The following is an 11,217-nucleotide window of genomic DNA, read 5'->3' on the forward strand; positions in this document are numbered from 1 at the left end:
TGATTCAGCAGCCGGGCTTTTACGAGAAATTGACCGCAACGGCAAAACGCCTGGCGGATGGCTTGACTGCGGCAGCGAAAGAAGCCGGTGTGACTTTCTGCGCCGATTCCCAGGGCGGCATGTTCGGCCTGTATTTCAGCGCTACCCCACCGCATAATTATGCGGAAATGATGGCGGGCGACCGCGAGAAATTCAATGTCTTCTTCCATAAAATGCTGGATGAAGGTGTTTATTTTGCGCCAGCCGCTTTTGAAGCCGGTTTCGTCAGCGCCGCCCATAGCGACGAAGTGATCGACGCCACCATCGCCGCCGCGCGCAAGGTGTTCGCCCACCTGGCCTGATCCTGTCCGTAGCAGCCGAGCAGCCGGGCGCATTGCCCGGCTTTTTTTCGCCCTCCCATGCCAGAAATTAGCGCGATAACGCTAAATTCTTGCTCAGTGCGCACGCAAACAGGCGCTCTGCGCCGGGCAGCGCCGTTCAGGCTACGGTGGGAGCGCCTTCGAAGGGGCGCGCGTCGATGGGGATGTCGATGATGAAGGTTGTGCCGGTCGCGGCAGTGCTGGTGACGATAATGCTGCCGCCGTGACTCTCGGCCACGCGGCGCGCATAAGGCAGTCCTACGCCCCAGCCGTCGCGATGGCCACTTGCCGCCTGGGCACGGCGGTAAATCTGGAAAATACTTTCGAGCTGGGTCGCGGGAATCGGGTCGCCTTCGTTATGGACAGAAATTTTCACCCTGCTTTTTTCAGCGCTCACCCTGACCTGCACCGGTTTTCCATCAATGCCGTATTTAATAGCATTGCCAAACAGGTTTTCCAAGGCGCGTTTAATGGATTCACGGCACCAATAACCCGGTACCGATTCGGCATCCACCACGACATTTTCCGACAGGCCAAAAGTTTCGTTTACCAGCTCGGCCATATCAAAAGGCTCGATATGCAGCGGTAAATGTTCGCCGCTATTAAATACGATACAGTCCAATAAATCGCGGGTCATGGAATCGATACGCGCCGTATTGTCCAGAATTTTCCGGGCCAGGATTTTCAAGGGTTCATTCTTGGCACGGCTCTCAATAATTTGCGCGGCAATACTGGCATTAGCCAATGGCGTACGAATATCGTGGGTAATGGCCGCAATAAATTGTTCGCGCAAGGCGCTTTGAATCATTGCAAAGGCCGTCACGCTTTCGCGAATAGCGCCATCAATCGCATCATCGATTGCCAGGCGCTGTTCGTGACTGAGCGCCGTTCCGGCTGCATGCAATTCGCTGAATAGAATACGGCGGAATAACTGGAATTCCTCGATCAGGGCGGTAGTGTCATAACCGCTGAGGCGGGCGCGTTCGCCGCCGTGTTCCTGGGCGATGGCGGATACATCCGACGCACGCTCCGGCCCGGTCAGCAGCTTGGCCAGACCATCGTAAAAAGCCGGGATGGTGTTGAGCAGAATGGGATCGGGCAGGCGCCGGGCCTTGTTCAAATTGGTGCGTGCGGCTGCCGCCCAAGCGTCGACAACCCGGCCCTGCAGGGCGAGCATGGCCCGCGAGGCGGGCGACAATTCATCGTTACTTGTGTCCGGCAAGCCGCCCTCCGAGAATGTGAATTCCGAAAGGCAAGCATGTGACGGTGTGACTCTATTGTCAAGCAAGCTAGGCTTGACTGTGGCCTACTTTCAGTTACTTAGCGCAACCAACCGCGGCGACGGAAGTACAGCAGCGGTGCGGCGGCGCTGACCACCATCACGCCCCAGGCCCAGCCATAGCCCAGCTGCCACTTCAGTTCCGGGATGAAGTCGAAGTTCATGCCGTACACGGAAGCGATCAAGGTCGGCGGCAGGAAGGCGACGGACGCCACCGAGAAGATCTTGATGATCTTATTCTGGTTAATGTTGATGAAGCCGACAGTGGCGTCCATCAGGAAGTTGATCTTATCGAACAGGAAGGAAGTGTGGCCGTCCAGCGATTCGATGTCGCGCAGGATCTGGCGCGCTTCCTCGAACTGCTCGGAATTCAGCAGGCGGCCGCGCATCAGGAAGGACACCGCGCGGCGCGTGTCCATCATGTTGCGGCGGATGCGGCCGTTCAAGTCTTCCTCGTGCGCGATGGCGCTCAGGGCGTCGGCTGCATCTTTGTCGGTGAATTCTTCCTGCAGCACGCGGGTGGAGACTTCTTCCAGCTGCTGGTAGATCCCTTCCAGCGCGTCCGCAGAATACTCGGCGTCGGTGGCGTACAGGTCGAGCAGTACGTCCATATAGTCTTCGATCGAGCCGGGACGCGAACGGGCGCGCATGCGCACCAGGCGGAACACCGGCAGATCGTCGGTATGGACCGAGAACAGCATCTTCTTGGCCAGGATGAACGCCACGGTCACTACGCGGGACGGCCCATCGTCCTCTTCCAGCAGGAAGTCGGTGCGCAGGTGCAGGTCGCCGTTTTCCGCCTCGTAGTAACGGGCGGACGCTTCGATGTCCTTGACTTCGTCTTCGCCTGGCAGGATCACGCCGTAAATGGTCTTGACCCAGGCGCGTTCGTCTTCAGTCGGGTCGGTGAGGTCAACCCAAACCGGCTGGACCTTTTCCAGGTCTTCGCGGGTATCGATGGGGACCTGGTTCAGCCGGCCATTCTGCAAGACGAAAACATTGATCATAGGCTAATCTCAGCGATTTAGGCGGGGGTTTTCAAAACTCCGCAAGTGTACTCGGAAGCCACATTGCCTACCACCCCGGCCGGAGATTATTTTGCTTACTGGGTTGCCTTTTCGATCATTTTATCCTGGGCGGTCTGCGGAGCCTTCGGTTCCGGCGGCGGCGCCTTGGGCGATTCGATGCCCTTGCTGTCGTGGATCTGGATGACCTTGCCGCTGTCCCGGCACCCCGTGTTGGAGATCACGGTCTTGCCATTGATGGTGCACTTGCGCATCGGCGCAGACGAAGGCGGCGCCGCCACGGCCGCAGCCACCGGCTCGCTGACCTTCTTCACGCTCTCGGCGAAATAGTTGCGCTCGTGGCGCATGGAGAACAGCGCCAGCATGGCGACACCGGCCAGGGCGGCCATGCCGATGGCGACAGCGATAAGACTTAGTCCGGATTGGCGTTTGCGCATAGCTTCTTATGGGAGTTCAGCGGAATTCATCCGGCGCATGATGATGTCGGTGCGCCGGGCCAGGTAATTGGTGTCGCGGTGCGCGTCATAGTAGCGCGGATTCGGCAGCATCACGGCCAGCTTGGCTGCCTGCGCAGCGCCCAGGCGCGCGGCGGGAATGCCATAGTAATGCCGCGCCGCAGCTTCTGCGCCAAACACGCCTTTGCCGAATTCGACCACGTTCAGGTAGATCTCGAAGATGCGCTCCTTGTCCATCAGCGCTTCCAGCATATAAGTGATGACCAGCTCCTGGCCTTTGCGCCAGTAGCTGCGCGAACCGGACAGGAAAAGGTTCTTGGCCAGCTGCTGGGTGATGGTCGAGCCGCCGTGGATCTTCTTCTTTTTGTTCTGGTTATTCTCGTAGGCCTTCTGCATCGCTTCCCAATCCACGCCTTCATGCTCGGCGAAGTTGGCGTCTTCGGATGCGATGATGGCGCGCTTCAGATTCGGCGAAATCTGCTTGTAGCTGACCCACTGTTGCTGGATGTTGGCCTTGGGGTTCTTCTCGCGCAGGGCTTCGCGCTGGGCGCGCATGAAGGCAGTCATTTCCGGATTATGGTCGCGCCACCACCAGATCTGCACAAAGAAGTAAGCCTGGATCGCCAGGATGATGGCGATGGGGACGATAAAGATCCACTTCACCCAGCGCAGCCGGCCGCCCTTGCTCATAGCTTGGCACGCAGCGCGGACAGCACGTCGCCCGTGGCAGGACGTACGGCACGCCAGGCAAGGAAAGCCTCGGCAGCCTGCTCCACCAGCATGCCCAGGCCATCGCGGGTTTGCGCGCCATGGGCGGCGGTGAACTGCATGAAGACCGTCGGCTCCTTCCCGTACATCATGTCCAGCGCCAGCGCACCGGGCTTGAAGACGGCCGGCGGCACGGGCGGCAGATCAGCGCTCAGGCTGGCCGACGTGGCGTTGATGATGATGTCGAAGCTGCCTTCGATGCCTGCGAAGCCGCAAGCGGACAGCACGCCCTCCCCCGCCAGCGCGGCAAACTGTTCGACCAGCGCTTCGGCGGTGGCGACGGTGCGGTTGGCGATCACCAGCGCGGACGGGCGGTGTTCCAGAATCGGCAGCACCACGCCACGCGCTGCGCCGCCGGCGCCCAGCAACAGCACGCGCTTGCCGCCGATCGGCGTATGCGCATTGGCGACGATATCGGTGACCAGGCCGGCGCCATCGGTGTTGTCGCCGATGATGCCTTCCTCACTGAAGATCAGGGTGTTCACTGCGCCCGCCGCCTGCGCCCGTACGGTCAGCGCATTGGCCAGCTTGTGCGCTTCCAGCTTGAACGGCACGGTGACGTTGGCGCCCTTGCCGCCTTCGGCGATGAAGGCGTGGACCGCCTGCGCGAAACCGTCAATCGGCGCCAGGCGCTTTTCGTAAGTCAGTTGCTGGCCCGTTTGCGCAGCGTAGGCAGCGTGTATTTCGGGCGATTTGCTGTGGGCGATCGGATTGCCGAAGACGCAGTATTTGTCCATCACTGGACTCCGGTCAGGTTGGCTTCCATCTTCTCTTCGCGTGTAAATTTGAAGCGGGTGATGATGACCCACAGGTCGTCTTTGTCATGCGACAGCATATTCGGAGGGAATTTGCCGAACGGCGCGGCGCGGCGCACGATGGCCAGCGCGGCTTCGTCCAGCGCCTGGTTGCCGGAGCTGCGTTCAACGCGCGCGCCGCCATCCTTCATATAAATGGTGCCATCCTGGAAAATCGGGATGTAGACCACCAGTTCGCCGTACAGTTTGCGGCCATTCTTTTGCGGGAAGTTCAGCGTGCCGATTTCTTCGACGCGGCGCTGCAATGTCTTGTAATACTCGGCGTAGCCCACCTCACGCGTACTTGGCGTGATGAAGGTTTTCTTGGGACGCTTGTTCTGGTCGTCGATGGTCTGGGTGATCTCGGCAGCCATGCGCGCGATGGCCTTGCTGGATTCGATCAGGTCCGCGCCATTTGGCGTTGGATCAGGTCGTTCCTTTTCCGTCACCGGGGCCGCCTTCAACGGCGTCTGATTGACCTGGGTGAGCAGGTTTTTTTGCAGCTGCTCCAGCTCTTCGATGCGGCGGCGCGCGGCTTTCACGCTGTCGCCGGATTCCATCTTGTGCAGATCCGGCAGCGGCGACTTGGCGCGGCCGGCATCGGCATTGYCACCGCCATCCAGGTTGGCTTGCGCCAGCGCCTCGGCTTTCAGCGGCTTGCTGTCATGCTTGGCATTGACGAGGATGACTTCCAGACCAGGGTCGGTCGGCTCAATCTTGAAGTCCTTCGGCGCGACAAAGTGCACCGTCAGCGCCAGTGCATGCACGGCGACCGAGATACCAAGGGCGAAGGCCAGAAAACGATTTTCTTGTAAAAACTTCACGCAGAGACGAAAGTTGGTGCGTCAGGGAGTCTGCATTCTAAACCAAAGGCAAACCCAGGTGGCAGCCACGATGTGGCTGCCACCAGCTTCTGCTGTTGGTTTTTATTGAGCCCCAGGCTCGGTGACGGCGGTTTCGCTGGCCAGTTCCGCCTGTTCTGCGGAGGCGTCAGTCGGCTGGGCGGCATCGGCTGGGGCATCCGGCGCGGCGGCTTCCTCTTCTTCCTCTTCCAGCACGGCCTCGGTCGGCAGCGCAATCGAACCTTCCTGCAGACGAGTCTCGACGTTCAGGTCGACTTCATCCCAGCGCAGCACATCCAGCTTGACCTGCGCGCCGCGCGCCACGGACGGCATGCCCGGCAGGCGCAGCACCAGCGGAATCTCGGTCAGGCGCAGCACTTCATCCTTCAGCACCACGGCATCGACTTCCCTGGCGTCGTTCTGGCCCAGCCAGCGCAGGCACCAGTAGCGTTCCATATTCGACTGGTGATCGGCATAGGCGCCGTAGGCCGCATCGAAGGCGGAAACGATAGCGAACAGATTGGCGTCCTTGTGCTTGAATGGCGCCACCAGCGGCGCGGTCACGCCGTTCTGGGCGCAGGCCAGGATCTGCCACTGGTTCACCAGGTCGGTATAGCGGCGCAGCGGAGAGGTCGACCACGCATACTGATCGACGCCCAGCCCCTGGTGCGGCGCGGCGTGGGTGACCATGCGCACTTGCAGCTTGGCGTTCCAGCCGCCAGCACCCGGCGTCTGGCTGCGGTAGATACCCGGCACGCCGTGCTCGTGCATCAACTTGCCCCAGGTGCTGTTGGCGAAGATCATCAGCTCGGCCACGATCTTGTCCAGCGGCGCGCCGCGCTTGCGGCGGGTAATGGTGACGACATCATCTTCCACATAGAAGTTGAAGTCCACGCGGTTGTTCTGCTCCGGCTTCAGACCGAAGGCTTCGCGCTTGGCCATGCGGCCTTTTTCCAGATGCTGAGCCCAGCCCCACAGCAAGGTCAGTTCGGCCTTGCGCGGATATTCGCCCGTGCCGGCGGCCAGCGATTCCTCGTTGACCACTTCGTCCAGGTCGTTGTGGCGCAGATTGTTCGCAATCGGCACCAGTTCGGCCTTCGTTTCGGTCGAGATCACGGACCAGTCGCTCGGGTCCAGCACCGCGTACAGCGACAGCGCCGGGCAGGTCTTGCCTTCAGCCAGCGTGAACGCATCGACAATGGAGTCCGGCAGCATGGTGATCTTATCGCCCGGCATATACACGGTGGACATGCGGCCGCGCGCCAGCGTATCGATGGCGTCTTCCGGCTTAATGCCCAGGCCCGGTGCGGCAATGTGGATGCCGATGCGGACCTTGCCATCGTCCAGATGCACGACGGAGAAGGCATCGTCGATCTCGGTGGTGGTCACGTCGTCGATGGAGAAGGCCTCCACATTCGCCTTCGGCAGATCGGCCGGCGCAACCGGCACCGGCAGATTCGGGAAGCCATGGCCTTTCGGGAAATTCTCGAACAGGAACTTCGCCATGTGCAGGTCTTTCGGCGAAGCGATGCCGCCGGTGGTCAGCATCAGGCGCGCCGGCGAAGTGTGCAGCTCGTCGCAGGCCGCTTCCAGTGCCTTCCATTCGATGGTGTTCTTGTCCGGCTTGAACAGCAGCTGCTGCACGATATTGCGCATCGCGTCCGGCAGCTTGCCCGCCTTCAGCTCGTCCACGTACTGCTGCTGGATGATGGCCTGCTGCTTTTTCTTTTCGATGCCGGCCAGCGCTGCCTTCAGCGACTGCTCCGGCGCTTTCTTGTAGCGCCCGCGGCCCTTCTTGTAGAAGTAGATCGGCGAAGAATGCAGGCTCAGAATCAGGCCCGCCGCTTCCGCCGGGTGCGGCGCGTGGCCGAAGTATTCCGCGCCCAGTTCCGCAAAGCCGAATTCCTCCTCGCCTGCCACTTCCCACAGGAAGTCGAGGTCGACGTCGGCGGCAATCGCCTTGGCCTCTTCCATCAGCTCAGCGGGCGATGGTTTGTCGAACTGCAGCAGCACGTCCTTGGTCTTGACCTTGTTGCGCTTACCGCTGGCCATTTCGACCTGGTAGGCTTCACCGGCTTGCGACAGTACCGAGCCTACTTTGAAGTCGCCGGATTCTTCGAAAAATACATTCATTGCGTGTTCCTGGGTTCGGCGTATCGGTGATCCGCCTTTTTCAATTCAAGGACCGTTGGCAAAAAGACTTCGGTCACTAATAGTGTTCCTTCGTGGCGCTCATATAAACAGCGGCGCGCGTACAGCAGGTGATCGTCCGGCACGATGCAGCCGTTGGCGGCCAGCGCGGCACGGGCGCGGCGGGCCAGCGGGTGCGTTGCGCGCAGGCGGGCGAACTGCAACGCGCCACGCCGGACCTGCGGATCGCCGAACAGCGTACTGCCGAGCGAGCGTTCGCCAAGGGCGCTGAACAGCGGCCAGTCCGACGCGTCCGCCGACATCGGCACGACCGTGTGGGCAAACACCACAGGCGTATTATCACACCGCAGCAGAACTTCCCTCTCCCAGACCCGGCCCGGCCGGTGCAGGCCGACTGCATTGGCCTCGTCGCTCAGGCAGATCGCCGTTTCCTGATGCAGCACCTGCACGCGGAATGCGGCGCTGTGCGCCTTCAGCTTATTGGTCAGCGAGCCGCCGCTGATCAACCAGTACCGCATCGCATGCGGCGGGTTCGTGGCAAGCACATGGCCGTGCCAGTTCGCCTGGTGCAGCGACTGGCCCTTCACTTAGGACCGCCTACGCCGCAAAAAGCCAGTACCTCGTCTACATAATCCGCAAATTCGCTGATGGCGTGGTCGCTGCCCTGGATCACGGTCTGGCGCGCGCCGGGGTAGTGGGCGGCCATGTCGCGATAATCCAGCACTTCGTCGCCGGTGGCGGCGATCAGGAAGTAGCGCTCCGGCCTTGTTATCTGCCCGACCGTCAAGGCGTGCAGCTCGTCTATATATTCACGCTTGAATTCGAAGGGCTTGTCCGAGTGGTATTCGGTGGTCACGCCGACATGCTGGTCAAGGCTGATCTGCGGCACGATGGCGGGATTCAGCAGCACCGCGCGGCAGCCGATCTGCTCCGCCATCCAGGTGGCGTAGTAGCCGCCCAGCGAAGACCCGACGATCGCCAGTTCTTGCGCCGGAAAGCCGCGCACCATTTCCATCGTCTGCGCCATCGCCAGTTTCGGCGAGGCTGGCAACTGAGGGCAAAGGTATTCGTCCGCGCGGCCGAGCTGCGCCATCCGTTCCCCCACCATGCGCGCCTTCATCGACAGCGGGGAGGAACGGAAGCCATGCAAATACAGGATCATTTACTTCAGAGCCTCCAGCAGTTTCTGATGCACGCCGCCAAAGCCGCCGTTGCTCATCACGACAATGTGGTCGCCCGGCCGGGCCTGGGCCACGATGGCTTTGACCATGACGTCGATATCGTCGTAGGCGGAGGCGATGCCGCCCATTGGCGCCAGGGCTTCGCCCAGCCGCCAGCCGAGCGCCTTCTCGCTGCCAAAGCCGAAGACCAGATCGGCGTCTTTCAGGCTGCCGGGCAGCGCGTCTTTCATGGTGCCCAGCTTCATGGTGTTGGAGCGCGGCTCCAGCACGGCGAGAATGCGCGCAGCCGGTGCGCCCGCCGCAGCGCCGCTCGCACGCAGTTTCTGGCGCAGGCCGCCGACCGTGGTTTCGATGGCGGTAGGGTGGTGGGCAAAGTCGTCGTACACGGTCACGCCGTTCACCACGCCGCGCACTTCCATGCGGCGCTTCACGCTCTGGAAGCTTTCCAGCGCCTGCGCCGCCACTTCGATCGGCACGCCCACGTGGCGGGCGGCCGCAATCGCCGCCAGCGCGTTGGAGCGGTTATGTTTGCCGGTCAGCTGCCAGTTGATGGTGGCAGCTTGCGCGCCTTTGAAAATCACATCGAAGCTGGCGTCGGCATGCTCGCTCATCGCCCAGTCGGCGCCAGCGGCGCTGCCGAACAGTTCTTTCTCGCTCCAGCAGCCGCGCTTCAGCACGCGCTGCAGGGATTCCTCATCGGCGTTGGCAATCACGCGGCCGATGCCGGGCACCGTGCGCACCAGATGATGGAACTGGGTTTCGATGGCGCCGATGTCCGGGAAGATGTCGGCGTGGTCGTATTCCAGATTATTCAGGATGGCGGTCTTCGCGTGGTAGTGCACGAACTTGCTGCGCTTGTCGAAGAAGGCGGTGTCGTATTCATCCGCTTCGATCACGAAGAATTCCGATTGCGCGCCGGGACCGGTCAGGCGGGCCGAGATGCCGAAGTTCATCGGGATGCCGCCGATCAGGAAGCCTGGCGCGTAGCCGGCGTGTTCCAGAATCCAGGCCAGCATGGCCGACGTCGTGGTCTTGCCGTGCGTGCCGGCCACTGCCAGCACCCATTTATCCTTGAGGATATGGTCACCGATCCACTGCGGGCCGGAGATGAACGGCAGGTTGCGGTTCATGATCTCTTCGATCAGCGGATTGCCGCGCGAGACCACATTGCCAATGACATAAAGATCCGGTTTCAGGTCCACCTGCTCCGGGCCAAAGCCCTGGATCAGTTCAATGCCCTGGGCCTCCAGCTGAGTGCTCATCGGCGGATAGACATTGGCGTCGCAGCCGGTCACGCGGTGGCCCGCTTCTTTCGCCAGGACCGCCAGGCCGCCCATGAAGGTGCCGCAGATACCAAGGATATGAATATGCATGGTGGAACACTTATAAGTATCAAGAGCGGGATTTTACCTGACCTCGCATATGGGGACGTAACACAATTCCGCCATGCGGAAATTGTGTTACGTCCCCATTTGCGAGGTTCAGAGTATGATTCGAGCATGATGCAAAACCCGAACGACGAACTGCGCACCGAGATTGCTGCCGCCGCGGCGCGGCTGGTGGCGCAGGATGGCGCTGATTACAGCACCGCCAAACGCAAGGCTGCGCGCCAGATCCTGGGCGACTCGCAGGCGGCCGATTTGCAGAATTTACTGCCTGATAACGCACAGATCGAGGAAGAAGTCCGTCTCTATCACGCGCTGTTCAACGCCGACACCCATCCCGCCCGCGTTTTCCGCCTGCGCAATCTGGCGCTGCAGGTGATGGAAATGCTGGAGCAGTACAATCCCTTCCTCACCGGCTCGGTGCTCAACGGCACAGCAGGTGAACACGACGATATTCACTTGCAGTTATTTGCCGACAGCGCCAAGGAAGTCCAGATCTTTCTGCTGAACCGCAATCTGCAGATCGAGATTTCCGAATCGCCCCACTTCCGCGGGCCACGCTTCGAGCCGGTTGAAACGGTCAGCTTCATGTGGCAAAAGGAAGGCGTGCATATAGAACTGTATGAAACAGACGATATGCGCGGCGCGAAAAAGAAATCCGGCGACAAGTTGCTGCGCGCGGACATTGCGGAAGTGCGCACTTTATTAACCAACAGTAGTCATCAATGAACAAGAAAAATCTTCTCGCATACGGCGTGGTCGCCGTACTGTTCGCCGTGGTCGGCGCCTGCACCCGCAAGGAACAAGCCGCCGCGCCGGTCACCGCGACCGCGCCCGCCGGCGTGACCGGCCCGGTGCAAACCATGTTCACCCAGTCGCTGCCGGACGATAAAGGCGTGCAGCAAGCCTTGTCGCAATGGAAAGGCAAGCCGCTGGTGGTGAACTTCTGGGCGCCTTGGTGCGGGCCGTGTGTGGAAG

General features: G+C 61.1%; 12 protein-coding genes and 1 pseudogene. 3 read left to right on the top strand and 10 right to left on the bottom strand.

Translation table 11 applies throughout. From position 1 onward, the window contains the following. Positions 1-341, top strand: a pseudogene (locus tag AB4Z11_RS09855) (hypothetical protein); the annotation flags it as partial. A 136-nt stretch (positions 342-477) separates the two neighbouring features. Here AB4Z11_RS09855 and AB4Z11_RS09860 read toward each other — a convergent pair. From AB4Z11_RS09860 to mpl, 10 genes are all read right to left on the bottom strand, one after another. Next, positions 478-1,536, bottom strand: a complete 1,059-nt coding sequence (locus tag AB4Z11_RS09860; RefSeq protein WP_442024897.1) for a sensor histidine kinase — start codon at positions 1,534-1,536, stop codon at positions 478-480. A 143-nt stretch (positions 1,537-1,679) separates the two neighbouring features. Then, on the bottom strand, positions 1,680-2,645 hold the full coding sequence (gene corA / locus AB4Z11_RS09865; RefSeq protein ID WP_442024899.1) for a magnesium/cobalt transporter CorA: 966 nt from the start codon (positions 2,643-2,645) through the stop codon (positions 1,680-1,682). A 95-nt stretch (positions 2,646-2,740) separates the two neighbouring features. Next, positions 2,741-3,100 (bottom strand): DUF4124 domain-containing protein, encoded by a 360-nt coding sequence (locus AB4Z11_RS09870; RefSeq protein ID WP_442024901.1) that lies wholly within the window; start codon positions 3,098-3,100, stop codon positions 2,741-2,743. Between the two features lie 6 nt (positions 3,101-3,106). Further along, positions 3,107-3,808 carry a monofunctional biosynthetic peptidoglycan transglycosylase gene (gene mtgA, locus AB4Z11_RS09875; protein WP_442024903.1) on the bottom strand — a complete coding sequence of 234 codons (702 nt, stop codon included), beginning with the start codon at positions 3,806-3,808 and terminating at the stop codon, positions 3,107-3,109. After that, on the bottom strand, positions 3,805-4,623 hold the full coding sequence (gene aroE, locus AB4Z11_RS09880) for a shikimate dehydrogenase (protein ID WP_442024905.1): 819 nt from the start codon (positions 4,621-4,623) through the stop codon (positions 3,805-3,807). Before aroE ends, mtgA begins: the two co-directional genes overlap by 4 nt. Continuing rightward, entirely contained in the window at positions 4,623-5,504 is an 882-nt protein-coding gene (locus AB4Z11_RS09885; protein ID WP_442024907.1) for a TonB family protein, read from the bottom strand. Before AB4Z11_RS09885 ends, aroE begins: the two co-directional genes overlap by 1 nt. A 102-nt stretch (positions 5,505-5,606) precedes the next feature. Then, the gene (locus AB4Z11_RS09890; RefSeq protein WP_442024909.1) at positions 5,607-7,655 is read right to left on the bottom strand and encodes a ribonuclease catalytic domain-containing protein; all 2,049 of its coding nucleotides are present in this window, start codon (positions 7,653-7,655) and stop codon (positions 5,607-5,609) included. After that, positions 7,652-8,260, bottom strand: coding sequence for a chorismate--pyruvate lyase family protein (locus AB4Z11_RS09895; RefSeq protein ID WP_442024911.1), 609 nt, complete (start codon positions 8,258-8,260; stop codon positions 7,652-7,654). The genes AB4Z11_RS09890 and AB4Z11_RS09895 overlap by 4 nt, the downstream gene beginning before the upstream one ends. Next, on the bottom strand, positions 8,257-8,835 hold the full coding sequence (locus AB4Z11_RS09900) for a YqiA/YcfP family alpha/beta fold hydrolase (RefSeq protein WP_442024913.1): 579 nt from the start codon (positions 8,833-8,835) through the stop codon (positions 8,257-8,259). The genes AB4Z11_RS09895 and AB4Z11_RS09900 overlap by 4 nt, the downstream gene beginning before the upstream one ends. Next, positions 8,836-10,191, bottom strand: coding sequence for a UDP-N-acetylmuramate:L-alanyl-gamma-D-glutamyl-meso-diaminopimelate ligase (mpl, locus tag AB4Z11_RS09905; protein WP_442024917.1), 1,356 nt, complete (start codon positions 10,189-10,191; stop codon positions 8,836-8,838). A 162-nt stretch (positions 10,192-10,353) separates the two neighbouring features. Here mpl and AB4Z11_RS09910 point away from each other — a divergent pair, with 162 nt between their 5' ends. Beyond that, entirely contained in the window at positions 10,354-10,968 is a 615-nt protein-coding gene (locus tag AB4Z11_RS09910; protein WP_442024919.1) for a hypothetical protein, read from the top strand. After that, a partial coding sequence (locus AB4Z11_RS09915) for a TlpA family protein disulfide reductase (protein ID WP_442024915.1) occupies positions 10,965-11,217 on the top strand: 253 nt, incomplete at its 3' end. The genes AB4Z11_RS09910 and AB4Z11_RS09915, both read left to right, overlap by 4 nt.

This window comes from Pseudoduganella sp. RAF53_2, from assembly GCF_052113985.1.
GTDB lineage: Bacteria > Pseudomonadota > Gammaproteobacteria > Burkholderiales > Burkholderiaceae_D > Rugamonas.

Coding starts and splice junctions, on each gene's coding strand:
- AB4Z11_RS09860 (WP_442024897.1), bottom strand. CDS start 1,536: ATGCTCGCCCTGCAGGGCCGGGTTGTCGACGCTTGGGCGGCAGCCGCA.
- corA (WP_442024899.1), bottom strand. CDS start 2,645: ATGATCAATGTTTTCGTCTTGCAGAATGGCCGGCTGAACCAGGTCCCC.
- AB4Z11_RS09870 (WP_442024901.1), bottom strand. CDS start 3,100: ATGCGCAAACGCCAATCCGGACTAAGTCTTATCGCTGTCGCCATCGGC.
- mtgA (WP_442024903.1), bottom strand. CDS start 3,808: ATGAGCAAGGGCGGCCGGCTGCGCTGGGTGAAGTGGATCTTTATCGTC.
- aroE (WP_442024905.1), bottom strand. CDS start 4,623: ATGGACAAATACTGCGTCTTCGGCAATCCGATCGCCCACAGCAAATCG.
- AB4Z11_RS09890 (WP_442024909.1), bottom strand. CDS start 7,655: ATGAATGTATTTTTCGAAGAATCCGGCGACTTCAAAGTAGGCTCGGTA.
- AB4Z11_RS09900 (WP_442024913.1), bottom strand. CDS start 8,835: ATGATCCTGTATTTGCATGGCTTCCGTTCCTCCCCGCTGTCGATGAAG.
- mpl (WP_442024917.1), bottom strand. CDS start 10,191: ATGGGCGGCCTGGCGGTCCTGGCGAAAGAAGCGGGCCACCGCGTGACC.
- AB4Z11_RS09910 (WP_442024919.1), top strand. CDS start 10,354: ATGATGCAAAACCCGAACGACGAACTGCGCACCGAGATTGCTGCCGCC.